The following is a 26,674-nucleotide window of genomic DNA, read 5'->3' as shown; positions in this document are numbered from 1 at the left end:
AAGGGCTAATAGGGAGCTGCTGCAGCAGCTCCCTTTCTAATATATTAACTGTGTCTTGAATCACGGGATAATTTCAAAAATAGTCCCTTGGTTAAAATCTGTCACTTTCATAGAACCATAAACCCCTAAATAAAGTGTGGACTGATTCAGATTCGTTCCCAAACTAACATAATAAGCTGCCCTGGCCCCAAAATCATAATCGGTTTCAATAACACTAAAGTCGTTTAGTTTACAATCTGTTCTTATCCTAGTATAAGCTAAAACCCCTTTAGCTGGAGTCCCGGATTCTTCTTTCCGGGCAAGATCGGTAAACACAACACTTCCTGTTAAAGCAGGGATTCTATTCCCCATGTAGGCTTGCACTCCTGTGAGTGCAGTTCCTCCAAATTTATCGGGTCGGGGATCTTCATGAAAATAACAAGTTACAGGGTGAAGACGCCTTACTGAAAATTTTACTGCTTCATCATAATAAGCAATTGTTTTCTCTTCCAAAGTTGGAATTGCAGAGCAGCCCCTTATAATCTGAGTAGGGAAAACACCTTCCCACGCTCGCCAGCCAAAGTTAATAAATCTTTCTAGCTCAGCTTCAGACTTCATTAAAAATGCTTGAACAAGCTGGGTAACCGGTATTCGTTTATTCTGAGTGAATGAAAAAATGGACTCTACCAAATCCTGTCCGACATTTCCCACATATTTGATATATTGATTATAAAACCTTTGAAATGAAATGCCGGATATATTCCGTACTCCTTTGGCAATCACCGTAAGTGTTTCCTGAATAGGTACGGGAAGTTCGTTGAAGCGTGTGACTACGGGCGGATTCCGGAAAAATGTATGCTTATTTACATCAATCTCAATTATTTTACCGGCGATTTCCATATCATTCTGGCTTAAGTTGAAAGGATCATATCCTGATCCACCATCCCCGGTGGTTAAAACAAGTTTTCCTGTTTCAGGTGAAAAGTTTAAACTATTGACCCCATTATGATTAGAAAATGGTCTTCTTAAGTTAAGTAATGTCCGTCGTTTTTGAGGTTGACCATTCGTTGGTAAAATCCATTCTTCTACAGTATCAATATGATCATATTGAGTTTCTCTATTTATCCACTTTAGGTTTAAAGTTTTAGGATCACATGGGTTAGGTGAAATAGACTCAGGAAGAGCACCTGGACCTTGAGTTCCAGCTACTGAATAATGAAGATAAAACAGACCGTTATAGTAAAATTCCGGATGAAACGCTAGCCCTAGCAATCCCCGTTCATCATAGCCTCCACCAGAAGCACCTAGTTTTATAATTCGCGGGCGAATATCTAAAAAAGTCCTTAAACTTCCGTCTCTTATGTAAAAAATCTCTCCTACCTGGGTTGCAATAAATAATGCTTCTTTTGAGTCACCTGGAAGTATAGCTGTCTTCAAAACGGTCGGTAAATTTATCCTGCTTACAATGGGCAGTAAACGAACTTTAACTTTTCCCAACAAACTTTCACACTCCTTCTCAGGTTTCTTTTAAAAGCATATGATCGGAATGGTTTTATTAATACCAATTAAGAGCAGAGGAATCTACCTGGGAAATGACCATGTTTCTCTTCAGTGTCGGAGGAATGGCAGCAATCATAAATCGTATTATGATTTTTAAATCAGGGTCCAAGATCAGGAGCTGTCATTATGGCAGCTTTTCATTTGGTGTTAACGAGTAGTTTGCTTTCATAGGAAGGATAAGTGTTATTAATCGAGAATATATATTTAGCTTTACTTATTAGAGGGAGTTAACCTTTTGATGTATTTTGGTTATGAGGATTAAGTAATAAACTAAAAGGAGTCCGTTAAGTAATGAGTGTTATGAAAAAAATTAGAGAAGAATATGTCATTTGGCATGCAAATCGTATTAAATTTCCAGCTTTTGGTTCGGGTACTATCATTAGAAAAAAAGTTATTTTTTCAGGAAAAGTACAAAAAGTAGGATTTCGGTTAGAAATCCATTGTATTGCTCAAAGGATGAAATTAACTGGATGGGTGAAAAATTTAGAGGATGGAAGTGTTGAAGCTGAAATACAAGGGGAGGAATCAAGAATTAATTTTCTGGTTCATTGCATGCAGTCATTGAAACGGGCATCTGTAAAAAAAGTGACCATGATTGATGTATCTATTAAGGATGATGAAAATTTTACAATAGTGAGATAGTTCACTCTACAATCAAAGAAAACCGTCATTTTGAACGATCTTTTTTCAAAATAACGGTTTATTTGCTGCTCCATATGGTTCAAAGAAAGTTTTGTTATCGTCCCTGTTTTAAGCTGCGGTTAAATAATATTAGATATGTTTTTTGATCCCATCCGCAATTTCTTGCAAATCAGAAGGTGTATAATCGGATTGGTGAGATTTCCAAACTGCGCCAAAGCCATCCCCGCTGCCATATCTAGGAATCAGGTGCATATGATAATGGAATACAGTTTGTCCAGCTTGTTCCCCAGTATTTGTAATGACATTCATCCCAATTGGGTTAAACTGTTCCTTGATTGCGTTAGCTATTTGCGGGACAACCTCAAAAATATTCCGTGCCGCTTCTAAACTTAAATCATAAATATTTTCATTATGTATTTTTGGAATAATTAATGTATGACCTTTTGTTATTTGACTAATATCGAGAAAAGCCATCACATGTTCGTTTTCAAAAACCTTGGATGAAGGGATGTCTCCATTTACTATTTTACAAAAAATACAATCGCTCATTCGAAACAACTCCTGTTTGTTCTATTTTCCATTATTTTATCATATCTAAAAAAAGGTTAAAAGGCAGGATCCGCGTGGAATCCTGCCTTCGTGAAGGGGAATGCTTCTTATATGACGTTTCTACTTCAGGTTATTCCCTTTGATAAACACCTCATTTATGAATGATTGTGTTTACTTCTAGAGACTTTCGATCTTTGTTCAAGCTGACCATCCCCTAATCTTTATAAGTTTTACAACGTATAAAGCAGGTCATTGTCTTTTACAAACACCTCATTTCAAAGTGCATGCTAGACCACCAACGGGTAGGCGATCAGAACGCTAGATCTTCGGTTCATTTAGCAACATTGCCCAATGCAACCATCCCCTTAGATTTTAAACGTATGGAAGCGATTTATGAAAGTGAATTTAGCTGTCTGCGACAGACACCTCATTTCAAGTTTTGATAATTCTTTAGGTTATCAAATGACTTGTTCCCCTTCATAGATTAGAATTCCCGGACTCAGATTTCATATACATTATTTTAAAAAAGAACTAAAAAAATTTGATCAACATATAAATTCTTCCTCCAGATTGGACAAGGAGATGCACCGTTTCTTACAATAGAAGTAGACATTTAGGGAAGGACGTTGGATATGGCACTTTTGCAAATAGAGAAAGTAACGGGTGGCTATACAAGAAATCCTGTGTTGAAGGATGTTTCTTTTGAAGTAAAGGAAAAAGAAATCGTCGGCTTGATCGGCTTAAATGGAGCTGGGAAGAGTACGACTATTAAGCATGTCATTGGACTGATGGAGCCGCATAGCGGGGAAATTACCATTAATGGGAATGCGTTTCATAAAGATAAGGAGGCGTATCGAAGACAATTCACCTTTGTGCCAGAAACACCGATTCTTTATGATGAACTAACGCTTAAAGAACATTTAGAATTAACGGCGATGGCTTATGGGCTAAAGCCTTCTGAATATAAGGAACGGATGGAAAGACTATTAAAGGAATTTCGTATGGAAAAAAGGCTGAAATGGTTTCCTGCCCATTTTTCTAAGGGAATGAAACAGAAGGTAATGATTATGTGTGCTTTTTTAGTACAGCCATCATTATATATTGTTGATGAGCCTTTTGTCGGACTTGATCCACTGGGGATTCAATCCTTGTTAGATTTGATGAAAAAAATGAAAGAAAATGGGGCAGGTATTTTAATGTCGACCCATATATTAGCAACAGCTGAAAGATATTGTGACAGATTTGTTATTTTACATGAAGGCAAGGTGCGTGCAAAAGGGACATTGGCTGAATTACGTGAACAATTTTCGATGCCGGAAGCGACATTGGATGATATCTATATTCAACTGACAAAGGAAGAAGATTATGTTTGATGAGAAGAAATTATGGAAAGAGCGGTTTAATCAGAGAATTAAAGAGCTGAGCCGTTACTTACGGTATATCTTTAACGGACATAATGTCATAGTGCTGGTTTTCTTGCTTGGGACGGTGGCATTTTATTATCAGGAATGGTTAACAACGGTATCTGAGCAATTTCCTGCAGCTATTATCATGGCAATTGCTCTGGCTTTTATTCTTACCTATACACCAATCTATACGTTTATTATTGAAGCTGACCGGATTTTCCTTCTGCCGCTTGAAAATAGACTTCAAAGTTTTTTTAAACGCTCATTAGCTGTCAGTTTCCTCCTGCATGCTTATTTGCTTATCATGGGCATGGCTGTATTTATGCCGATGTATGCACGTGTAAATAATGGAGATTTTCAGCCGTTTTTGCCATTTTTGCTTACGGTTTTGGTGATGAAGGGGATTAATCTGCTTATTCGCTGGAAGGTGCAGTACTATGTTGAGAAATCTGTTCATCTTTTTGATACTTTTATCCGTTATGCAGTAAATGCGGTCTTTTTATTTTTCCTTTTTTCTAATGAAGGTTTGCTGTATCTGCTGCCTGAAATCTTGCTTTTGTTTATTTTGTATTTTTATTACGGCAAGAACACGAAGGACAAGGGCTTGAAATGGGAGTATTTAATTGAACAGGAAGAACGAAGGATGACTTCCTTTTACCGATTAGCGAACCTGTTTACAGACGTACCGCATTTACGCGATCGTGTGAAGAGACGTTCATGGCTTGATTGGCTGTTTAGCAGGCTAGCATTTGTACAGAAAAATACGTTTAGCCATCTTTTCGTAAGAACCTTTTTACGTGCTGGTGATTATTTTGGTCTATTCGTCCGTTTGACGATTATCGGGGCTGCAGGTATTTATTTCATTTCATTTGGATACGGTCAAATTCTGCTCGTTTTACTATTTATGTATTTAACAGGATTTCAACTGCTTCCGCTATGGAATCATCACCAAAATAAATTATGGGTGAACCTGTATCCGCTTAAGGAAGGATTAAAGGAACAATCGTTTAAAAGTCTTTTATCAAGAATATTATATTTACAAGCCTTGTTGTTATCGCTAGCTGTTTTAGCAAAGGGTGAGGGGATCATCGCACTGCTCTCATTTATAGCTGGCATTGGATTTACTTACCTTTTTACTCAATTCTATATTAAGAAGAAGCTTAATTTCTAATGTTTGTATATTAGATAAGTGAAACCTTTCCAACTGTCTAACGTATAAAATAGTACAGAATGTAAAGGAAGGGAAGCCTATGAACGAGTATGAATTACTTGTCATTCGAGAGATAGAGGATTGGAAACGCCAAATGGTGAAGCGTTCTAGTATTCTTAATAGACTTTCGAAAAAAGCGCAGACAAAGGTAAATAATTGGATTCCAGACAAGGTCCATCAAATGTTGACAGAGAGTATAAAAAACATGGTAAAAGCCACACTAATCGGCTCGAATCTGACGACAAAAAAGAGTCATTACACCTTAAACACACTGGCTGAGATGGATGAGCTATTAATGAAAAAACTGTCCATTTATCGAAAGACAGCAGTGGTTGAAGGAGCAGGAACAGGAGCAGGAGGCATTCTTCTCGGGTTAGCCGATTTCCCGCTCCTGCTTTCCATAAAAATGAAATTCCTCTTTGAAGCTGCATCTATTTATGGCTATGATACGAGTGAATATGAAGAAAGGCTTTTTATTCTGCATGTGTTCAAGCTTGCCTTCTCAAGTGATGAAAAGAGAAGGGAAACAATGGAAATAGTTGAGAATTGGGATCAAAGAAAAGCTGGATTTATTGAAATGGATTGGCAGGAGTTTCAGCAGGAGTACCGGGATTATATCGATTTTGTGAAAATGCTTCAGCTTGTGCCAGGCATTGGTGCGGCTGTTGGTGCTTACGCTAATAATAATTTATTGGAACATCTTGGTGAAGTAGCGAAAAATGCCTATCGGATAAGGACATTCAAAACAGCCCAAAAATCTGAATGAGATTAGGAGCTGTTTTGTTTTGCATTTTCAGAATTTCAGAATTTTTTACTTTGAAGTTTGAGAATTGTCTAGCGCAAGCGTCCTATCGCCTATCAAATTTCAGGTCTCCTCCCTGCGATAAGTCAACATCGGTTCGCTCAAGCTCACCATGTTTCCTTTATCGAAAGGAAGAGCCCTTCTGCGTTTGTACGGCGATGATCAAGGCGCTTACGCTTTTCTAAGAATGATACTTAAGTGCAGCTGTTCCGAGTGTCTTAGCTGCGATGAGCATTGCTTTTTCATCAATATCAAATTTAGGGTGATGATGAGGGTAGTTTTCATCTGTATATACCGGCTTTGCACCAGTAAAGAAAAAGGTTCCCTTCACATGCTGAAGATAATACGCAAAATCCTCTCCGCCCATGTGGGGTTCTGTTTCCTCGATATTCGTTACACTATCAATTTGCTGTGCACATCTTACTAAGTAATTCGTTTCTTCCATATGGTTAACGACCGCAGGATAGCCTTTAGCATACAAATAATCATATGTACTATCTGCTGTATAGCAAGTTCCTTTTACGACCCGCTCAATTTCTTCTTCTATATAGGCTCGAACCTCTTCGTTAAAGGTACGAACAGTACCGATGAGTTTAGCCCTGTCAGCGATGACATTAAAGGCATTGTCTGCCACAAAGGAACCGACAGTGACAACAGCTGAATCGATTGGATTTACTTTTCGGCTGACTATATGCTGCAGATTGATGACCAATTGTGAGGCAGTTACAATTGCATCCTTTGTCCGATGCGGCTGAGCCCCATGTCCGCCTTTTCCCTGAATCGTAATTTCAAAGCGGTCAGCAGCAGCCATTACCGGTCCGACACGGTATTGAATCGTACCAGTTGGTTCTGATGCCCACAAATGGGTTCCAAAAATCACATCTACCCCATCTAAGCATCCATCTTCAATCATGGAAATGGCTCCCCCTGGGGCATATTCTTCTGCATGCTGATGGATCATCACATAATTTCCTTCTAGTTCCTCCCGCATTTCATGGAGTACTTTTGCAAGCACTAGTAAGGTAGCTGTATGCCCATCATGTCCGCAGGCATGCATAACACCAGGAACGAGGGATTTATAAGGTACATCTTTTTCATCTTGAATCGGCAAGGCATCAAAATCTGCCCGTAAAGCGATTGTTTTCCCTGGTTTGCTTCCATAGATTTTTGCTACTACACCATTTCCACCTACTTGACCTCTTACTTCAATCTCTAGGTTTTCATAGAATGTTTGAATATACTTAGCAGTTTTTTCTTCTTTAAAGGATAGCTCTGGATGCTGATGCAAATGTCTTCTTATCGAAACCATTTCTTCATAATACTCTTCTAGCTTATCAAATAATGCATTCATCCTTCTTCTCTCCCTTAAGTATAATTTTTTGATTATTATAACATTTTTATCTAGTTCCATGTGGGGTATATTGGTAAATATTAATAAGATGATTTTTGTGAAAAGAAGGAGCTAGGAAATGGAATTCAGAAAATCAAAAATAACTTATCTATTTTTACTTATAGCAGCAGGCTTATCTATCTACTTTTGGATAGCTGTCAAAAGTAGGAGTCCATTAAGCTTTGATCAAAATATGACAAATTTTATGACGAGAATTTTTACGGAGTTTTCTTATCCCTTTTTTACATTAATGGATCGAATAGGCTCTAGATTGGGGATTGGAATCGTTAGTCTGCTCTTTGTTTTATGGCTTTGGATTAAAAAGAAGAATTACTTAGCGATGGCTGTATTTGTTTTTGCTGTGGCTTTTGGCAATGAAATCAATAAATGGCTGAAGAGTGCAGCTGGAAGACCCCGTCCTGATTTGGAGCATTTGGTGGCAGTAAAAAGCCTTAGCTTCCCAAGTGGTCATGCCATGATGGGAATGATACTTTATATGATGATTGCCTATTTTATTATTAGTGGATTGGAATCAAAAGCTGTAAAGTGGTTAATAGGAATAGTTGCTGGAATATGGATTCTCCTTATGGGGATTAGCAGAGTAGTGATGCAAGTCCATTATCCTTCAGACGTCGCAGCTGGATTTGCGATGGGTTTTATTTGGGTATTCATTTGGATTTCTCTTTATGGCATGCTATATAAGGGAAAATAATATGAAATGATTACTTACAATGTCTCGCAAGTATATGTACGAAAAATAAATGAATTTTATTTAAGTAAAGGAAGTTTAGTAATGACGACAACATTGACTTACATAAAGGCTTGGCAAAAAGCGTTAAAAGCTGAGATTCAGCATTTAAAAAAAGAGGGCAGTACAAGATACCTGATGTTAAATGGGCGGTTGCTTTCGAAAGAAAATGCCTATATCTACTTTTTTGATACGCCTTCTTCTATAAAAGTGCCTGTCGGTTCTATTGTCAGAATTGAATGGGGAAAAAAACTCACGGATGGGCGGATTCTTTCATCTGAAGGAAAAAACCTCATCATTGAAGTAAAAGAAAATTTAGGCCCTATTTTATCTGAAAGTTATCTGCTGTATGACCCATGGGAGCTGCTGGATCAGCTTTTTCAACGTCTGGAGGATATGAAGGAAAACAAGCGGAAAAGAGGGAGAATAAAAAAGCTGATGGATCCATCTATGCCAGCGAAACACCCAGCCGATAACATTAAATCAAATGTTCACGAGCTTATTCTCCGCTCAAAGTACAATCCCGTTACTTTTGTATGGGGACCTCCAGGAACGGGGAAGACTTACACTCTTGCTAGAGTGGTTGCCAATAAATATGTAAAGGATGCTCGGGTGCTAGTACTCTCTCATAGCAATCAGGCTGTTGATGTATTAATGGCGGAAGTTTCATTATTTGTTGAAAATAAAGGGCATTTACGTGAGGGAGATCTGCTAAGATATGGATCACAAGCAGGGGAAGCTATTCAAAATCGGCCGTTTTTAACAGCAAGCCATCTCATAGAAAAGCATCATACAAACTTGGCAGAAAACAAAGAAGCTTTGTTAGAAGAACGTCGGTTCATTAAACTAGACTTATCTAAATCCTATAGTAAAAGTGACTCTAATCGTCTTCTTGAAATTGAAAAAAAATTAACGGCAATCCTTGAGAAAGTTCGTCAAAAAGAACTAGAGTTTTTAAAAGAGGCAAAGATTGTTGGCACAACACTTGCAAAGGCAGCCAGTGATCCAGCCATTTATGAAAAAGAATTTGATCTTGTTGTTTTGGATGAGGCAAGTATGGCCTATGTTCCACAGGCAGCTTTTGCCGTATCACTTGCTAAGCGTGCGATTATTTGCGGGGATTTTAAACAGATTCCTCCGATTGCTGCAGCACGGCATCCGCTCGTGAGTGAATGGCTGAGAGAAGATATTTTCTATCAATCTGGTGTGTCAGAATGGGTGAAGGAGGGGAAGCTGCATCCTCATTTATTTCTCTTAAAGGAGCAGAGGAGAATGCACCCGGATATTTCTTCGTTTACTAATCGATTTATATACCATTCGCTTGTCGGTGACCATCGAAGTGTTCAGAAGTCTAGATTAGAAATTTCTGAGAGAATGCCTTTTAAAGATAGTGCTTCCATTTTATTAGATACATCAGGGGCTGGGAGCTATTGCATGAAGGATAGAGTGTCTAATTCACGAATAAACGTATGGCATTTGCTTTTATCTGTTCAGTTGATTCATGAAGCTTATTTCGGGGGGATGAAGTCAATTGGGTATGTCACACCCTATCGCGCTCAAGCAATGCTGCTCGAACAGCTGCTTGATGAATTATTAAGCACTGTTGTTCATGAAGCAGACATCATTGCTGCAACGGTTCATCGCTTTCAAGGAAGCGAACGTGACATGATGATTTTTGATACAGTAGATAGCTATCCACAGGACCGTGCAGGAATGCTTTTAACTGGAAAAGAGAGTGACAGGCTGCTGAATGTGGCAATCACAAGGACAAAAGGAAAGTTCATTCACTTATGTGATTATGGGTTTGTGCGGAATCAGGTGTATCAAAATAAAACTTGGCGAAAGCTTGCTGAACATCAACGGACTGGAGGAAAAGCAGTAGGTCCAAGTGAAGTTGGTACTTGGATAAAAAATCAGCATCCAAGCCTCCAATGGATGCATGCAAGAAAGCTAGAACGAGTGAAGGCAGATATTGATGGGGCAGCAAAAACCATCACTGTATCACTGCCTAAGGGTCGCAGTTTGTCGGAAGAATGGATTGACATCTTAAATAGAAGAGGAAAAGGGGTGATGTTGACCTTGTTAGCAGAGGAGAGAGCAGATGGTCTCAGGGCAGAAAACCAAACATCAGAGTTGCTCCCTTTTCCGTTTATTATCATTGATAATCAATTGATTTGGCTTGGTCTCCCGGTTGAAGCAAATGTAAGGGCCCTTCCTCCATTTATTGCCGCAAGAGCTGAATCCAAACTGCTTGTAAATGTTCTTTTATCATATATAAATGGTTAAAAAGGAAGTTTTTTATTTTTTTGTTCAAAGAAAAGAAAGTACAATTTTGTACTTAGAGAATTGTCTAGCTCCAGCGCCTATCGCCTATCAAACTTCAGGTCCCCTCCCTACGATAAGTCAACATCGGTTCACTCTCGCTCACCGTGTTTCCTTTATCTCAGTCGCGGCCCTTCCAGTTTGTACGGCGATGACCAAGGCGCTTGCGCTTTTCTTATCCTTCTATTCATCCTCGGGAATGAAGTATTTTGTTACATAGGCAGAACCTATTAATAGGTTAGCGGGATTGGCAGATGTGCTGATTTCTTTTTTGAATGTCGTATAGGATGCGGAGTTCTCCCAATTTAAATATGACTTTTCATTTTGCCATAATGAAAGGATGACGTACGTATCGGATTTAAGAGGGCGAAGAAATCGAATAGCTGAAAATCCATTGTGTTTTTCGAAAAGGCTTTTTAAATGATTAAAACGGTATTCCAATAAAGGTCTTTCTTCTTCAATTACGGGAATCGTATTCATGACGACAATGCCTTTATTTTCAAGAGCTCCTTTAGATTCGATCACTTGAAAAGAACGTGGGGTTTTAAATACGGATGGTTGATCCGATTCATGCAATAATAGTGCATTGTCGATATTTTGCATGAGAAACATCGATTCTCCAGGATGCTTTTCTTTTATTTTATATAAGAAATTGTACGTGCCGGTTGTCATGTAAATATTCATATGATTCATCCCCTTATTTGTTTTATTAGAACTATACGATAATTATCTGTAGAACATTCATTGCCAAAAGGTTAACACACTATGACAAAATTTCGACATTTTTCTCCGCTATCTATACAAGTATAGCTGAAAACGATACAGTTAGTATGGATGATTAGGTGTCAAAATTTCAAATATCCTTACTTATATATTAAAATGTAAAACAGACAGTTTGAAAGGTGGATAATTTAAATGGTGAAAATGATAAATGATACTTTTTTACGTGCGGCTAAAGGGGAAAAGACTGAACATGTTCCTGTTTGGTATATGCGTCAGGCAGGACGTTCCCAGCCCGAATATAGAGCAATAAAAGAGAAATACACTTTATTTGAAATTACCCATCAGCCTGAGCTTTGTGCATATGTGACAAAATTGCCTGTTGATCAATATAACAATGATGCGGCCATTCTATATAAAGACATTATGTCACCACTTCCTGCACTTGGAGTTGAAGTTGAAATCAAGTCTGGGATTGGCCCAGTTATTTCTAATCCTATCCGTTCGGTTGCTGATGTTGAAAAGCTCGGTGAAATCAACCCGGAAGAGGATGTACCATATGTGCTTGATACGATTAAGCTTCTTACACAAGAACAATTAGAAGTGCCGCTAATTGGGTTTGCTGGCGCACCTTTTACACTTGCAAGCTACATGATCGAAGGCGGTCCATCAAAGAATTACAATAAAACAAAAGCATTTATGCATGCTGAATCAAAAGCATGGTTTGCTTTAATGGACAAACTAAGTGAAATGACCATTACATATGTGAAAGCGCAAATTAAAGCGGGCGCAAGAGCAATCCAGATTTTCGATTCTTGGGTTGGCGCGTTGAATGTAGAAGACTATCGCATTTTTATTAAACCAACGATGAACAGAATTTTCTCTGCATTAAGAGAAGAAAATGTACCTCTAATCATGTTTGGAGTAGGAGCGAGCCATCTTGCAATGGAATGGCATGATCTGCCGCTTGATGTTGTCGGCTTAGATTGGAGATTGCCAATCAAAGAAGCGAGAGAAAGAGGAATTACAAAGGCTGTCCAAGGAAATCTTGATCCAGCACTTCTTCTTGCACCATGGGAAGTGATCGAAGCGAAAGCTAAAGAAATTTTAGATCAAGGAATGGAGCGTCCGGGGTATATCTTTAATCTTGGACATGGTGTATTCCCTGATGTTAATCCAGAAACATTAAAGCGCTTAACTGCATTTGTACATGAGTATTCAGCTTCAAAATTAAGCAAGTAGGCCTTGTCGATTAGATTAGTTGGATATCTTGCGTTTTTTTGAAACTATTAAAGAATAGATCTAGAGATTAACAAGAGGTGGATAAGTATGACAAGAAAGAAGATGGGATTACTTGTAATGGCGTATGGAACGCCTTATAAAGAAGAGGATATTGAGCGCTATTATACGCATATTAGACACGGAAGAAAACCTACCCCAGAAATGCTAGAAGACTTACGTGGAAGATATGAAGCAATCGGCGGTATCTCCCCGCTTGCAAAAATAACGATGGATCAAGCGAAAGGTCTTGAATCCTATCTAAATAAAATACAAGATGAATATGAATTTGTTATGTATCTTGGATTAAAGCATATTGAGCCATTTATTGAGGATGCGGTTAAACAAATGAATGAAGATGGAATTGAAGAAGCAGTAAGTCTTGTTCTTGCCCCTCATTTTTCCACTTTCAGCGTAAAATCGTATAATGGACGGGCGAAGGAAGAAGCAGAGAAGCTTGGAGGACCAGTCATTCATTCAGTGGAGAGCTGGTATAATGAGCCGAAATTCATCAAATATTGGGCAGATCGTGTGAAATCAACATTTGGAAGTATGACTGCTGAAGAACGAGAAAAGGCTGTCCTCATCGTTTCGGCACATAGCTTGCCAGAAAAGATTTTACAATTAGGAGATCCTTATCCGGGTCAGCTGAAGGAAACGGCAGATTTGCTTGCAAAGCAAGCTGGAGTCAAAAACTACGCAGTAGGCTGGCAAAGTGCAGGAAATACGCCAGAACCATGGCTTGGACCTGATGTACAGGATTTAACGAGAGAACTTTTTGAAAAAGAAGGCTATAAATCCTTTGTTTATACACCAGTTGGTTTTATCTCAGATCATTTAGAAGTACTGTATGATAATGATTATGAATGTAAAGTCGTTACAGAAGAAATTGGAGCTGCATATTATCGTCCAGCAATGCCTAATGATCAATCAGAATTTATTGATGCCCTTGCAACGGTCATCCAAAACAAATTAGCCAATAAATGAAACTAATGTAAAGAAGGCGGAGAACTGTGTCGGAAGAACAGAAGAAGGTTATCATTATCGGCGGTGGAATTACAGGTTTAACAACAGCTTTTTATTTGCAAAAAGAAGCACGTGAAAAGGGATTGTCCCTTGATGTGAAACTTGTTGAGGCCTCACAACGTCTAGGTGGCAAATTACAAACGGTTGTTAAGGAAGGCTTTGTTATCGAAAGAGGTCCTGATTCATTTCTTGCCAGAAAGCAAAGTGCTACGCGTTTAGCGAAAGAGGTTGGTATGGAAAATGAGCTAATCCGAAATACAGCAGGGAAATCGTTTGTTTTAGCGAGAGAGCGTCTTCATCCGATGCCTGGTGGGTCCATAATGGGGATTCCGACACAGATTGCCCCTTTTGTTACAACAGGATTATTTTCATTTCCTGGTAAATTGCGTGCTGCCGCAGATTTTGTTCTGCCACGGTCAAACGCTAAGGAAGATCAAGCACTTGGGGAGTTTTTCCGGAGAAGATTAGGTGATGAAGTTGTTGAAAACTTAATTGAGCCGCTACTATCGGGAATTTATGCTGGAGATATTGACCATTTAAGCTTAATGTCAACTTTCCCTCAGTTTTATCAAGTGGAACAAAAATATCGCAGTTTGATTTTGGGGATGAAAAAATCATCACCATCTCAGCCAAAAAGTTCAAATGAGAAGAAAGACAAAGGGATGTTCTTAACTTTTAAGACGGGGCTGCAGTCATTTGTCGATGCGATTGAAAAGAAATTGGAGCCGAATTCTGTCATAAAAGGAGTTCAGGTCAAAGGGATTGAAAAAAAACTGGACGGGTATGAACTTGAGTTAAGTAATGGAGAGGTGCTAACGGCAGATAGTGTCGTCTTATCTGTCCCACATCATATCACCCAGTCTATGTTTAAACAATATCGCTTTTTTGATGCTTTTAAGGAAATGCCTTCCACATCTGTTGCTACAGTTGCTCTTGCCTTTCCTAAAGAGGCGATTGAAAAAGATATAGAAGGAACAGGATTTGTCGTCTCACGAAACAGTGATTACACCATTACTGCCTGTACATGGACACATAAGAAATGGCCTCATTCTGCGCCAGCTGGAAAAGTTCTGCTGCGCTGCTATGTTGGCAGACCAGGTGATGAAGAGATAGTCGATGTTTCGGATAATGAAATGGTGAAAATCGTCTTAAATGATTTAAATAAAACGATGAATATTACGATGGCTCCTGACTTTGCAGTAGTATCTAGATGGAAGGATTCCATGCCGCAGTATACAGTTGGTCATAAGGGTCGCATTGACAAAGTGATAAACCACCTTAAAGCTGAACTCCCAGGTGTTTATATTGCAGGGAGTTCCTATGATGGGTTAGGAATGCCTGACTGTATTGACCAAGGTGAAAAAGCTGTTCAACAAGTATTATCATTCCTATATAGTAAAAATCAAAAAGCTATCCATTCGTGATAGCTTTTTTTACTATTTTTTGTTGCATTTATAATGGATGTATGTTAAATTACATATTGTACAAAATGACCAAATTACTCATTTAGTCAATTGTTCTTATTTTCTAGCTTCAGCGTGCAAGCGCTAATGCATTCTTAAAGAGGTGAGGGAATGGCAATCGATCGTAAGCAACTGATTATTGAGGCGGCTACTAAATCTTTCTCATTATTTGGATTTAAGGCCACAACAATGGATCAGGTTGCAAAGATTGCAAACGTAGGGAAAGGAACGATTTATACCTTTTTTAAAAATAAAGAAGAACTGTTTGATGAAATTATTAGCTCGCTTATTAGTGAAATGAAGCGGGCAGCTGATGAAGCAATGGATTCTACACTTTCTTTTCATGAAAAGGTTCATCGCGGGCTTTATCAAATCTTGGAATTCCGCTTAAAACATCAGCTGACAATTAAGCTCTTCCAAGAAGAGAAAGAGATGGGGACTCCTGCTGTTATGGAGGTAATGATTAAACTAGAGGATGCCATTCTTGGTTATTTGAAGGAGAAAATCGTTGCTGCAATTGATAAAGGAGAAATACAAGAATGCAACCCTGAGGTAACAGCATTTATTATGTTGAAGCTCTATGTTGCTCTCATCTTCGATTGGGAAAAGCGCAATGAACCATTAGAAAAGGAAGAAATTGCGAAGTTATTTGAACAGTATATCTTTAAGGGATTATCAAACAGATAGTCCTCGTTTTTTGGAATATATTGACTAAATGAACAAAACAGTCAGTTTAACAAGGAGGCAACAACATTGAGAGAAAGTCTTTTCAAAAAGGAATTGCTGTCTGTTTTGCGGAATAAAAAGCTTCTTATTCCAATTATTGCAGTTCTATTTATTCCGGTATTATACAGCGGTATGTTTCTTTGGGCGTTTTGGGATCCTTATGATCATTTGGCTGATTTACCAGTAGCTATTGTTAATCAGGATAAAGGTGCTGATTTTGAAGGGAAAGAGCTTCAGCTTGGGAATGAACTTGTTGATAAATTAAAGGAAAGTGGAGATTTTAATTTTAAGTTTGTTAACAAAGAGGAAGGCTATAAGGATCTTAAAAATCAAAAATATTATATGCTGATTGAAATTCCATCAGAATTTTCATCTAATGCAACAACTTTGCTTGATGATCATCCGGAAAAGTTAAAGCTTGTCTATGTTCCGAATGAAAGCTATAACTTTCTTTCTTCGCAAATAGGTGAAACAGCTATTGAAAAAATTAAATCATCTATTTCTGAGAAAATAACCGAAACATATGCAGAAACAATGTTTGATAAAGTGACTGAACTTGCAGATGGGATGGGGCAAGCAAGTGATGGAGCTTCTAAAATAAATGATGGTGCAGCCGAACTGAAGGATGGCTCATCGCTAATTTATGATAAGCTTTCTTTATTAGCTGATAAATCAATTGAATTTAATGATGGAGTAGGAAAAATCAATAACGGCTCTAAGGAGTTAGTTGCTGGTTCGAAAACTTTAGCAGATGGACTTGGTCAGCTGCAAGAAGGACAGAATACATTAAAGTCAGCCTCTGATCAATTAAAAGCAGGCCATGAGCAAATGGCTGCAGGAATTCATCAGACAAAAGAAGGACTAGGGGCTGTTAATGAGAAATTGCCAGCTGTTGTTGCTGGTACAGAGCAGATTGGTGCCGGTGCAAAAACCCTATCAACCTCTTTACAGCAGTGGCAATCAGAAGCACAAAAAGTTAATGGTGGCATGGCAGTTCTTCAAGAAAAGCTACAAGGACTGATTGGCCAGCTCCCTGAAAATTCACCCGAGCGGTTAGAATTAGAGGGTGCATTGAATCAACTCAAAACTGGAACAGCTGAACTTGCCGGTGCGGCTGGGCAGCTTGCGAATGGCGGAAACGAAATTGCTGCCAAAATTGGTGAACTGAATACAGGGCAGAAACAGCTTCAGCAAGGTGTAAATGAGCTTGCAAAAGGAAGCGAAAAGCTTGAGAGCGGTGCACAGGAAATTTCGAAAGGGCAAAATGAATTCCAAGCAGGAATGAATACATTTAGCGAGAAGTTCGCAGATGCGAAAGCGGGTGCAGATCAATTAGCTAATGGTTCTACTGTTTTAGCTGGAGGACTTGGACAATTACAAGACGGATCTGCAGCTTTTAAAGATGGAACAGAACAGCTTAAAGATGGTGCTGGAAAAATAGCAGATGGGAATGCAACATTATATGATGGTTCAGAGGAGTTAGCTAGCAAATTAGCTGACGGTGCTGATAAAGCATCATCTGTAAATGCAAATGATGATACATTCAGCATGATGGCCGGACCTGTTAAAGTGGATAATGAGAAGATTAACAAAGTTCCAAACTATGGAACAGGATTTGCTCCATATTTCTTATCACTTGGTCTATTTGTCGGTGCACTCTTACTGTCAATAGTCTTTCCATTACGTGAACCAGCAGGCGTGCCAAAGAACGGAATGAGCTGGTTTACAAGTAAATTCCTCATTCTCATGGGAATTGGAATTATTCAAGCATTAATCTCTGTGTTGATTATGTTTGTAGGTTTAAAAATTGAAGTGCAAAGTGTACCATTATTTATTTTCTTTGCCATCATTACAAGCCTGACATTCATTACATTAATTCAGTTCTTTGTTACCACATTTGGTGATCCTGGACGTTTCATTGCGATTATCATCTTAATCCTGCAATTAACAACAAGTGCAGGTACGTTCCCACTTGAGTTAATTCCTAATTTCTTACAGCCAATTAGCGCATTCTTACCAATGACTTACACTGTTTCAGGATTTAAGGCAGTAATTTCAAGCGGTGACTTCAGCTTTATGTGGCATAATGTAGGAATATTAGCGATTTTCATTGTGTTATTTATTGCAGGCACAATTACATTCTTCACAGGTATGCATAAAAAACGTTTTGCTGCTGCAGCTGTATCAGAGTAAAACACAAAAAACCAGCCGTTATATGTTAGCGGCTGGTTTTTCTATGTATATTTATAGCTCTAGGCGCCATCGGCTCGAGGTTACAAGCCAAACCGACAAGGAGGTTAAAGAACAACCTTCCATCCAGTTAGCCTTATGCTTGTCGCCGATAAGTAAGCCTCCACCGCTGTTCTATGTCTAGCTGCGGTAGCTAGGGGCGGGGGCATAACATGAAGAAAAAAAGGAAATTGAGGAACTATTCAAGGATCTGTTAATTAGTTATAAATCATCTGAAGAAACAGTAATCAGTGATTATTCAATGAAGAACAAGACTATAAAGAATTAGAAGAAACAAAAGAATATTATAGAAAAGGATTAAAAGTTATTTTGAAAAGATTCTAGTAATTAAGGAGATGATTGGTTAAACCTTTTAATGTTATGATAAAGTAATTTTGGGGATAACTGCAAAAAAAGAAAGCAATCGCAATGTTTTTACTATCATTTATAAATTTATGGACTTTTTAGAATTATACTACTATATTTTTTCGATTTCTTATATAATTTCTAATGTAGGTCTATATTTTTATTAAGGGGTTTCTTATAAGTAGTATTTATCAGGTTAATACTACTTATAAGAAAAAATGGGAGTAAAAAAATAGCCTCTTTTTGAAAAAAATTACTGGAAAAATTCATGATAATGCCAGCTCGACTTTAACACGAATTTTAACAATCTAATGTTCAAATGGTAATTCTAGGGAGGTAATTTCATTATTGCTAGTTTCAGGATATGTAAGGTTAATAGTTACCAACAACCCTAGAGAAATAATTGAAATTAAGAACTTTTTCACGAGTTATTCAATACCTCCTTTTTACTAATTTGTTTCTATAAAGTTATAATACATCATTAATGATTTGTTTGGTCTTACGATTTTCTTTGAAATTTGAAATGAATCTACCTAATTTCGCCTTTTATTTCAAAATCCTATTACAATTTATGAATATAGGAATATTAAAAGATAAAAGTTAGGTAAGATTGTCAATGATTCTATTTAATCAAATAATAGGTTGGAGGAAAGTCCAATGTATGATAATAGGATTGGGTATGAATTGAAAAAATTACGGGAGAAAATGAGGATTACGCAATCACAATTATGTGAAGGAATTTGCCATCAATCAATGTTAAGTAAAATAGAAAAGGGTGAAACCTATCCATCGGCACCTATTCTGTATAAACTCTCTCAAAGGTTAAATGTAGATATGGAATATTTCTTTGTTGATGCAAATTTAAAAAACTTCGAATACATTAAAGAGACTATTAATACAATACGAAAAGAAATCAGAAATAAAAATTATGAAACGGTTAAAGAACTTGTATTATTAGAAGAATCAAATCCTGATTTTCAAAATTTTGTAGAATTAAAACAGTTTCTATGGTGGCATAAGGGAATAGTTTTATATTACGTTGATAATAATCCTTCGCTAGCAATTAAGGAACTGGAGAATGCTTTGTTATTGAGTAGACCTATTTCCGAAATATATCATATGTATTCAGATAGAGAATTTGAAATAATAAATACTCTTGCTGTTATTTATTCAGAAATTAATGATCACGAAACTTCATTAAACTATTTCAAAAATGCTAGGAGTATTTTAAAAAATCAAGCTTTAAAAGATACAAAGATCTTGCTTAGAATTGATTATAATATGGCAAAAGTGTTAACAAGACTTAAAAGGTACTCGGAATCAATTAATTTATGCAATGAAGGAATTAATCAATGTATTGAAGATAGCTGTATGTATCTATACGGAGAATTAACTTATCAAATAGGTTATAACTATGAGTTAATGGGAGATCGCAAGAAAGCAAGAGAATTTTATCAGGATTCATTAGAGATATTCAAAGTAAGAGCAAATAACCATTTCAATGATTACATAAAAAGTAGGATTAAACAACTTTCGTAAAATATCCAAAAAGAAAGCACCGCACTTAGAGTTAATTCTCTATGTGTGCGTGCTTTTTTGTTTTTAAGGAGAAGAAAATAAATGACACTAACACCTAATAATGAAATAGGTAAAAACTAAGAATCATACGAAAGGAAAGAGGGGTAGCTAATGCCCTTGGGCAAACCCCTTCCGCTTTTCTATGTCTAGCTCCAGTCGCCATCGGCTCGAGGTCACAAGTCAAGCCGACAGGGAGGTTAAAGAACAACCTCTCTGCCGGCTCGTCTTGTGCTTGTCGCCGATAAGCAGGCGCCTTCCGCTTTTCATTCTATATATCCGAAACTCCCATACAATGATCACATTTGTTTCCATAGCATTCATGCTGTTCTTCGATTGGCTTCCCGCAGTCAACACATTGCTTTGCCGGTAAATTTCTAAAGAAATCTAAAATGTTTTGGATCATTTTTGAAAGCCCCCTATGATTTGTGTTTGTTTTGAATAATAAGTTTCTTTTATTGTATTATAACAGTTTGTTTGTGTCAATGACTGTCTTGATACAAATTGATGGATGTGAAAAAATAGGCTTATTCAGGTATATTAGTTATGACAAAATGTTTTTCATTCCCGTTATTAGGTGAAAATAACAAGGTAATAGATAGAAGGAGGAGAAATGATGAAATTTACTGTGATTGGCTGCTGGGGCGGGTATCCAAATGCAGATGAAGCGAGCTCGGGTTATTTACTTGAACATGAGGGATTTCATTTAATGATTGATTTCGGCAGCGGCGTTCTGGCGAAAATGCAAAGGGTTCTTCAGCCAGAGGAGATTAATGGGGTCATTCTTTCTCATTATCATCCGGATCATATTGCAGATATAGGTGTGCTGCAGCATGCCCGTCTTATTCAAGGTTTTTTAGGCAAGAAGACAGAATGCCTTCCTATTTATGGTCATGGGATGGATGAATATGAATTTTCAAAATTAACATATAAAGAGATTACTAAGGGGATTGCCTATCAATCAGATCAAACTTTAAATATTGGTCCATTTGCGATACAATTTTTACAGACGGATCATCCTGTTCCGTGCTTTGCGATGAGAATTGAGGCGGATGGAAAATCCCTCGTGTATACTGCGGATACATCATACAAAGAAGAATTCGTTCCTTTTTGCAATGGGGCGGATTTATTAGTGTGTGAATGTAATTTTTATAAGCATCAAAATGGCAAGAATGCTGGACATATGACAAGCTATGATGCAGGAACGTTAGCACAGAAAGCAAATGTCAAAAAACTTCTGCTAACTCATCTGCCGCATTACGGGAATATAGAGCAATTAAAGGAAGAAGCTGCGGATATGTACAGCGGGCCAATTGCGCTAGCTGCCTATCAATGGTCCGTTAAATTATAAGGAGTGAACCAACATGCTATTTATCGATAACAAAGGAATAACAGATCCAAGAATTAATTTAGCAATAGAAGAATACGCATTAAAAAATTTAGATATTAACGTAACCTATCTGCTTTTTTACATAAATGAGCCATCTATTATTATTGGTAAAAATCAAAATACAATCGAAGAGATTAATACAGAGTATGTAGAAGGCAATGGCATTCATGTTGTTCGCCGTTTATCAGGCGGTGGAGCCGTATATCATGATTTAGGAAACTTGAACTTCAGCTTCATTACAAAAGACGACGGAGAAAGCTTTCATAATTTCCGGAAGTTTACCGAGCCTGTTGTCGATGCATTGAGAAAGCTAGGCGTTAATGCTGAACTTAGCGGCAGGAATGATCTCACTGTTGAAGGCAGAAAAATTTCAGGGAATGCGCAATTCTCAACCAAGGGCAGAATGTTTAGCCATGGTACTCTTATGTTAGATTCCGAAATTGACAGTGTTGTTTCAGCATTAAAGGTGAAAAAGGATAAAATTGAATCGAAGGGAATTAAATCGATTCGCAGCCGTGTAGCAAACATTTCTGAGTTTTTAAAAGAGAAAATTACGATTGAAGAATTCCGTGCCTTATTGCTTAAAAATATTTTTGGCGGCAAGGATCAAATTGAGGAGTATATTCTTACAGATGAGGATTGGGAAAAAATTCACCAGTTATCGAAGGAAAGATACCAAAATTGGGATTGGAATTATGGGAAATCTCCTAAATTTAATTTGCAGCATTCCCATCGTTTCCCAGTTGGCGGCATTGATATTCGACTGGATGTGGATAAAGGCAAAGTGGAAAATTGCAAAATATACGGTGACTTTTTCGGTGTAGGTGATGTTAGCGATATCGAAAATAAACTAATTGGTGTTCGCTATGAAAAGGCAGAACTAGAAAAAGCACTTGAAGAAATTGATATTAAACATTATTTTGGTAATATTACAAAAGAAGATTTCCTACAATTAATATACTAAAATTCATGAGAGTGTTCCTGACGGGGAACGCTCTTTTTAATGAGCAAAAGAGAATAATAAAAAGTAAAAACTTTTTACTGCCGTTTATGCGTCTCTTATGTGTATACAAATTAATAGCAATAAAGGAGCCTTTTTGCGACATGGGAAAGAAAAGTAGATGTAATCATGATGAATTATTTACAAGCTTTATTAGGGAGAACAAAGAGAACTTTTATCGGCTAGCCTACAGCTATGTGAAAAATTCTGAAGATGCTTTAGATATCGTACAAGACTCGATCCATAAAGCGATCGTCTCAATGGATTCTCTTCAGGATATAAAGACGCTTAAAAGCTGGTTTTATAGAATAGTGGTCAATACCTCCTTAGATTTTCTCAGGAAACATAAACGCGTCAGTATTGTGGATGCGGAAACAATGGAATTTATTAGTTCAGGCAGTGAAGACCATTATGAAGATATTGATTTAGAGAGGGCTTTGGATCAATTAGCGCCTGAATATAAAAGTATTATTGTTTTACGCTTTTTCGAGGATTTGAAAATTGAAGAAGTCGCTGATGTTCTCAATGAAAATGTAAATACGATAAAAACACGATTGTATAAAGCCTTAAAGCTATTACGTGTTGAATTGAACGATGAAATCATTAAGGGGGCAAACTAGAATGGACAAAAAATTAGACCAGCTTAAAACGGAGTATAAAAATATACAAATACCTGATGAATTGAATTTCATTGTCGAGAGGGCATTATTAAAAGGAAAAAAGAAGAAAAAGAAAAACGGTTATAAGTGGATGGCTGGGACGGCTGCAGCTGCTGTTCTTTTTATCGGAGGTTTGAATATTAGCCCAGCAATGGCTAGCACTTTAGCAGATATGCCTGTTGTTGGGAGTATAGTAAAAGTATTAACTTTTACAGAATATAAAGTGGATAAAGAAAAATACCAAGCAGATATAAAAGTACCGGCAGTATCAGATTTAGAGAATGGAGATTTGGCTCAAAGTCTGAATGATAAATATTTAAAAGAGGGAAAAGAACTATATGATGAATTCATGGTTGAGATGAAGGATTTAGAGAAGAATGGCGGCGGCCATCTAGGTGTGGACAGCGGCTATGAGGTAAAAACAGATAACGATCAGATCTTATCAATCGGCAGATATGTTGTAAATACAGTTGCATCATCTTCAACGATCATGACATACGATACCATCGATAAGAAAAATCAAATCCTATTAAGCTTACCAATGTTATTTAAAGATGAAAGCTATGTGAATACAATTAGTGAAAATATAAAAGAACAAATGCGTGAACAAATGAAGGCGGATGAGAATATAATCTATTGGGTGTCTAATGCTGGATTAGAAGACGAAGAACTTTTCGAGCTTTTCGAAACCATTCATAAAGAGCAAAACTTCTATATTAATAATGATGGAAAATTAGTCATATCCTTTGATAAGTACGAGGTGGCTCCTGGATATATGGGAGTTGCTGAGTTTATCATTCCGACTGAAGTGATTTCGGATATATTAGTAAGCGATGAGTATATTCATTAATGAGAAAACCGAACGGTGGCATCCGTTCGGTTTTTTTATAACTTTATATTAATATAAAAATTTCCATTCTTAGAATCAAGAATAACTTGAATATTTGCATTAAAAACTTTTTTGCTTGAACACATAACTTTCTTTCAATATAATATATTTAGAAAATTATTTAAATAAAATGAATGATTATTCATTCATCAGAAGGGGGAAAGGGATATGAATTTAACTAAACAGCTCCATGAAACCGCAAGAACAAAGGGGAGCAAACCGGCTTATTATTTTATGGACCAATCAAGTACATATGCTGAATTAGACGGAGCAGTTACGAAATTTGCTTCTGGTCTAGAACAATTAGGAGTGAAAAAAGGGGATCATATTGCTTTATTGTTAGGAAATTCTCCACACTTTGTAATCGGTCTACATGGGGCGCTTCGTCTTGGGGCAACAGTTATACCAATCAACCCGATTTATACACCTGATGAAATTGGCTATATCGTTAATAATGGGGATGTAAAGGCAGTGGTAGCCCTTGATTTACTTCTTCCATTAGTTGAAAAAATGCATCCAGCTTTGCCGAAAGTAGAGAACTATATTATTTGTGAAACACCTCAAGGGAAGGAATCAGGCATTGATGTAACAGCTTTATCCGCATACTCTAAATTGAAATCGTTTTCACAAGTGTTGGCATCGGGTGATTTAAGCTTTACAGGACCAGAATTAGAAGATGATGAAGTGGCAATCATCCTTTATACTTCAGGCACAACAGGTAAGCCAAAGGGCGCCATGCTGACACATAAAAACCTTTACAGTAATGCGAAGGATGTTAGCGATTATCTTCATATGAATGAAAATGATCGTGTCGTGACAACCTTGCCCATGTTCCATGTATTTTGTTTAACTGTTGCCTTGAATGCCCCGCTTATGAATGGAGCAACGATTATTATCGATCCAAAATTCAGTCCAAAGGAAATGTTTAGGCTTGTGGAGATGTATAAGCCAACCGTATTTGCTGGTGTCCCAACGATGTATAATTTCCTTCTTCAATATGCGCAAAGCTACGGTGGAGACTTAAGCTCGCTCAGGCTTTGTATTTCTGGCGGATCAGCGATGCCAGTTGCCCTATTAAAGTACTTTGAACAGAAATTTAATGTGCTGGTATCTGAAGGATACGGTCTTTCTGAAGCATCCCCCGTTACATGCTTTAACCCCCTGGACAGACCAAGAAAGGCAGGCTCAATTGGTCAATCCATAGTGAATGTTGAGAATAAAGTCGTTAATGAGCTCGGGGATGAAGTTCCTGTTGGTGAGGTTGGGGAATTGATTGTCCGCGGTCCGAATGTGATGAAGGGTTATTACAAAATGCCTGAAGAATCTGCTGCAACCATTAAGGACGGCTGGCTTTATACAGGTGATTTGGCCCGAATGGATGAGGAAGGCTATTTTTATATTGTAGACCGGAAAAAAGAGTTAATCATCGTTGGCGGCTATAATGTGTATCCAAGGGAAGTGGAAGAAGTGCTTTATGACCATCCAGATGTTGTCGAGGCAGCGGTTATCGGTGTTCCTGATCCAAATCTTGGCGAAGCTGTACGATGCTATGTCGTTAAAAAGAATCCAAGCTTAACTGAAAATGAGCTGATGGACTATTGTACACAGCATTTGGCGAAATATAAACTTCCTTCTTCCATAGAATTTTTAGAGGAGCTTCCGAAAAATACAACTGGAAAAATTTTGCGAAGAGCGTTGAAAACTCAAGTTTTACAATAGGTTTTAACTGGTACAGGCATGGCATCAAAGGATCCTTGCCTGTTTTTTTCTGAATTTTGAAGGAAATTGCATCAATTTTCACGAATTGGAAGATGTAGCGAATAATAGGGAGTGGATCATTCTTGAGTTCAATCATTGTTGAATTGAAAAAGCATATTGCCGTCGTTGCGATTAATCGTCCGGATGCATTGAATGCTTTTAATTATGAAACTTTATCCGAGCTTCAGGGTTCAGTTGAGAAATTACGTACGAATCCCGAGGTCCATGTCGTCATTTTTACAGGATCAGGTGAAAAGGCATTCAGTGTAGGTGCTGATTTGAAGGAGCGCAAAACGTTATCAGATGTGGAAGTACGCCGAAATTTATATAAGATTGGAGAGGTGTTTTCACTGATTGACCAGCTCCCTCAACCAACGATTGCTGCGATAAATGGGTTCGCATTCGGTGGAGGGATGGAACTAGCATTATCTTGTGATTTCCGGATTGCTGTTTCAAGTGCCAAGATGGGACTGACAGAAACGAGCTTAGCGATCATTCCTGGGGCAGGGGGAACCCAAAGACTGCCGCGCTTAATCGGTCAAGCAAAGGCACTTGAATTAATTTTAACAGCTAAACGTTTAAGTGCTGAAGAAGCGTTGAATTACGGATTAGTAACAAAGGTAGTCAATGCGGAAAACCTATTCAATACATGCTTCGAGCTTGCTGAACAAATGTTAGCTAACGGTCCGTTAGCTCTTCAGCAAGCTAAGTTTGCAGTCAAACAAGGGATGAATGTAGACTTGCAGACAGGCTTACAAATAGAAAGAAAAGCCTATGAAGTTATTATTCCGACAGAAGATCGAATTGAGGCACTTCAAGCCTTTTCAGAAAAAAGAAAGCCAGAATTTAAAGGAAAATAAGGAAACAGCAGCTATAAAAAGAAAGAACATGGCAATATGGGCCATGTTCTTTTTTTATCGTTATTTTTAAAAAATTTTTGAAAATAGTAAAAAAGTACTTGAATTTCTATCTTTAGTAGATTTATAA

23 protein-coding genes are annotated in these 26,674 nt (G+C 37.6%); 18 read left to right on the top strand and 5 right to left on the bottom strand.

The features are described from left to right. Nucleotides 1-60: 60 nt before the first annotated feature. Nucleotides 61-1,476, bottom strand: a complete 1,416-nt coding sequence (locus FI644_RS01005; RefSeq protein ID WP_053477482.1) for a PQQ-dependent sugar dehydrogenase — start codon at nt 1,474-1,476, stop codon at nt 61-63. Between the two features lie 354 nt (nt 1,477-1,830). Between FI644_RS01005 and FI644_RS01000 the strand changes: the two genes are divergently transcribed. Continuing rightward, complete coding sequence (locus FI644_RS01000; RefSeq protein WP_142107866.1) at nt 1,831-2,181, top strand: acylphosphatase; 351 nt, start codon at nt 1,831-1,833, stop codon at nt 2,179-2,181. A gap of 129 nt (nt 2,182-2,310) precedes the next feature. Here FI644_RS01000 and FI644_RS00995 read toward each other — a convergent pair whose 3' ends face one another. Beyond that, nucleotides 2,311-2,730, bottom strand: coding sequence for an HIT family protein (locus tag FI644_RS00995; protein ID WP_053475164.1), 420 nt, complete (start codon nt 2,728-2,730; stop codon nt 2,311-2,313). Nucleotides 2,731-3,362: 632 nt separating this feature from the next. On the opposite strand from FI644_RS00995, the gene FI644_RS00990 reads away from it, so the two are divergent. The 3 genes from FI644_RS00990 to FI644_RS00980 all read left to right on the top strand — a co-directional run bounded on the left by FI644_RS00990 (nt 3,363) and on the right by FI644_RS00980 (nt 6,112). After that, complete coding sequence (locus tag FI644_RS00990; protein WP_053475165.1) at nt 3,363-4,103, top strand: ABC transporter ATP-binding protein; 741 nt, start codon at nt 3,363-3,365, stop codon at nt 4,101-4,103. Further along, nucleotides 4,096-5,307, top strand: coding sequence for an ABC transporter permease (locus FI644_RS00985; RefSeq protein WP_053475166.1), 1,212 nt, complete (start codon nt 4,096-4,098; stop codon nt 5,305-5,307). The genes FI644_RS00990 and FI644_RS00985 overlap by 8 nt, the downstream gene beginning before the upstream one ends. Nucleotides 5,308-5,386: 79 nt before the next feature. Next, nucleotides 5,387-6,112, top strand: a complete 726-nt coding sequence (locus FI644_RS00980; RefSeq protein ID WP_053475167.1) for an EcsC family protein — start codon at nt 5,387-5,389, stop codon at nt 6,110-6,112. 217 nt (nt 6,113-6,329) lie between these two features. On the opposite strand, the gene FI644_RS00975 is transcribed toward FI644_RS00980, so the two are convergent. Further along, nucleotides 6,330-7,499 carry a M20 family metallopeptidase gene (locus tag FI644_RS00975; RefSeq protein ID WP_053475168.1) on the bottom strand — a complete coding sequence of 390 codons (1,170 nt, stop codon included), beginning with the start codon at nt 7,497-7,499 and terminating at the stop codon, nt 6,330-6,332. A 118-nt stretch (nt 7,500-7,617) separates the two neighbouring features. On the opposite strand from FI644_RS00975, the gene FI644_RS00970 reads away from it, so the two are divergent. Beyond that, nucleotides 7,618-8,250, top strand: a complete 633-nt coding sequence (locus FI644_RS00970; protein WP_053475169.1) for a phosphatase PAP2 family protein — start codon at nt 7,618-7,620, stop codon at nt 8,248-8,250. Nucleotides 8,251-8,331: 81 nt separating this feature from the next. Then, nucleotides 8,332-10,572 carry an AAA domain-containing protein gene (locus tag FI644_RS00965; protein WP_142107865.1) on the top strand — a complete coding sequence of 747 codons (2,241 nt, stop codon included), beginning with the start codon at nt 8,332-8,334 and terminating at the stop codon, nt 10,570-10,572. Nucleotides 10,573-10,791: 219 nt separating this feature from the next. On the opposite strand, the gene FI644_RS00960 is transcribed toward FI644_RS00965, so the two are convergent. Continuing rightward, nucleotides 10,792-11,292: an antibiotic biosynthesis monooxygenase family protein gene (locus tag FI644_RS00960; RefSeq protein WP_053475171.1), complete on the bottom strand. Its 501-nt coding sequence runs from the start codon at nt 11,290-11,292 to the stop codon at nt 10,792-10,794. Between the two features lie 231 nt (nt 11,293-11,523). On the opposite strand from FI644_RS00960, the gene hemE reads away from it, so the two are divergent. The 6 genes from hemE (at nt 11,524) to FI644_RS00930 (ending at nt 19,955) form a co-directional block, all read left to right on the top strand. Then, nucleotides 11,524-12,570, top strand: a complete 1,047-nt coding sequence (gene hemE / locus FI644_RS00955; RefSeq protein ID WP_053475172.1) for a uroporphyrinogen decarboxylase — start codon at nt 11,524-11,526, stop codon at nt 12,568-12,570. An 87-nt stretch (nt 12,571-12,657) separates the two neighbouring features. Further along, entirely contained in the window at nt 12,658-13,593 is a 936-nt protein-coding gene (hemH, locus tag FI644_RS00950; RefSeq protein WP_056683432.1) for a ferrochelatase, read from the top strand. A gap of 26 nt (nt 13,594-13,619) precedes the next feature. Continuing rightward, nucleotides 13,620-15,056, top strand: coding sequence for a protoporphyrinogen oxidase (gene hemY / locus FI644_RS00945; RefSeq protein WP_142107864.1), 1,437 nt, complete (start codon nt 13,620-13,622; stop codon nt 15,054-15,056). Between the two features lie 150 nt (nt 15,057-15,206). Continuing rightward, nucleotides 15,207-15,782 (top strand): TetR/AcrR family transcriptional regulator, encoded by a 576-nt coding sequence (locus tag FI644_RS00940; protein WP_053475175.1) that lies wholly within the window; start codon nt 15,207-15,209, stop codon nt 15,780-15,782. A 66-nt stretch (nt 15,783-15,848) separates the two neighbouring features. Then, entirely contained in the window at nt 15,849-18,014 is a 2,166-nt protein-coding gene (locus FI644_RS00935; RefSeq protein WP_053475176.1) for a YhgE/Pip domain-containing protein, read from the top strand. A gap of 1,059 nt (nt 18,015-19,073) precedes the next feature. Beyond that, on the top strand, nt 19,074-19,955 hold the full coding sequence (locus FI644_RS00930; RefSeq protein WP_142107863.1) for a helix-turn-helix domain-containing protein: 882 nt from the start codon (nt 19,074-19,076) through the stop codon (nt 19,953-19,955). A 307-nt stretch (nt 19,956-20,262) separates the two neighbouring features. Here FI644_RS00930 and yhfH read toward each other — a convergent pair whose 3' ends face one another. Further along, nucleotides 20,263-20,397: a protein YhfH gene (gene yhfH, locus FI644_RS00925; RefSeq protein WP_075209111.1), complete on the bottom strand. Its 135-nt coding sequence runs from the start codon at nt 20,395-20,397 to the stop codon at nt 20,263-20,265. A gap of 210 nt (nt 20,398-20,607) precedes the next feature. On the opposite strand from yhfH, the gene FI644_RS00920 reads away from it, so the two are divergent. The 6 genes from FI644_RS00920 (at nt 20,608) to FI644_RS00895 (ending at nt 26,547) form a co-directional block, all read left to right on the top strand. Then, entirely contained in the window at nt 20,608-21,342 is a 735-nt protein-coding gene (locus FI644_RS00920) for an MBL fold metallo-hydrolase (protein WP_053475178.1), read from the top strand. 13 nt (nt 21,343-21,355) lie between these two features. Continuing rightward, nucleotides 21,356-22,345, top strand: coding sequence for a lipoate--protein ligase (gene lplA / locus FI644_RS00915; RefSeq protein ID WP_053475179.1), 990 nt, complete (start codon nt 21,356-21,358; stop codon nt 22,343-22,345). A 140-nt stretch (nt 22,346-22,485) separates the two neighbouring features. Further along, nucleotides 22,486-23,001, top strand: coding sequence for an RNA polymerase sigma factor SigV (gene sigV / locus FI644_RS00910; RefSeq protein ID WP_053475180.1), 516 nt, complete (start codon nt 22,486-22,488; stop codon nt 22,999-23,001). A 1-nt stretch (nt 23,002) separates the two neighbouring features. After that, nucleotides 23,003-23,890, top strand: a complete 888-nt coding sequence (gene rsiV, locus FI644_RS00905; protein ID WP_056683446.1) for an anti-sigma-V factor RsiV — start codon at nt 23,003-23,005, stop codon at nt 23,888-23,890. A 207-nt stretch (nt 23,891-24,097) separates the two neighbouring features. Beyond that, nucleotides 24,098-25,648, top strand: a complete 1,551-nt coding sequence (locus FI644_RS00900) for a fatty acid--CoA ligase family protein (protein ID WP_056683449.1) — start codon at nt 24,098-24,100, stop codon at nt 25,646-25,648. Nucleotides 25,649-25,770: 122 nt separating this feature from the next. Next, nucleotides 25,771-26,547 (top strand): enoyl-CoA hydratase-related protein, encoded by a 777-nt coding sequence (locus FI644_RS00895; RefSeq protein ID WP_053475183.1) that lies wholly within the window; start codon nt 25,771-25,773, stop codon nt 26,545-26,547. The last annotated feature ends 127 nt before the right edge of the window (nt 26,548-26,674 follow it).

The organism is Cytobacillus solani, from assembly GCF_006704205.1.
GTDB classification, from domain to species: domain Bacteria; phylum Bacillota; class Bacilli; order Bacillales; family Cytobacillaceae; genus Cytobacillus; species Cytobacillus solani.
This window is presented reverse-complemented; position numbering and strand designations above follow the sequence as displayed.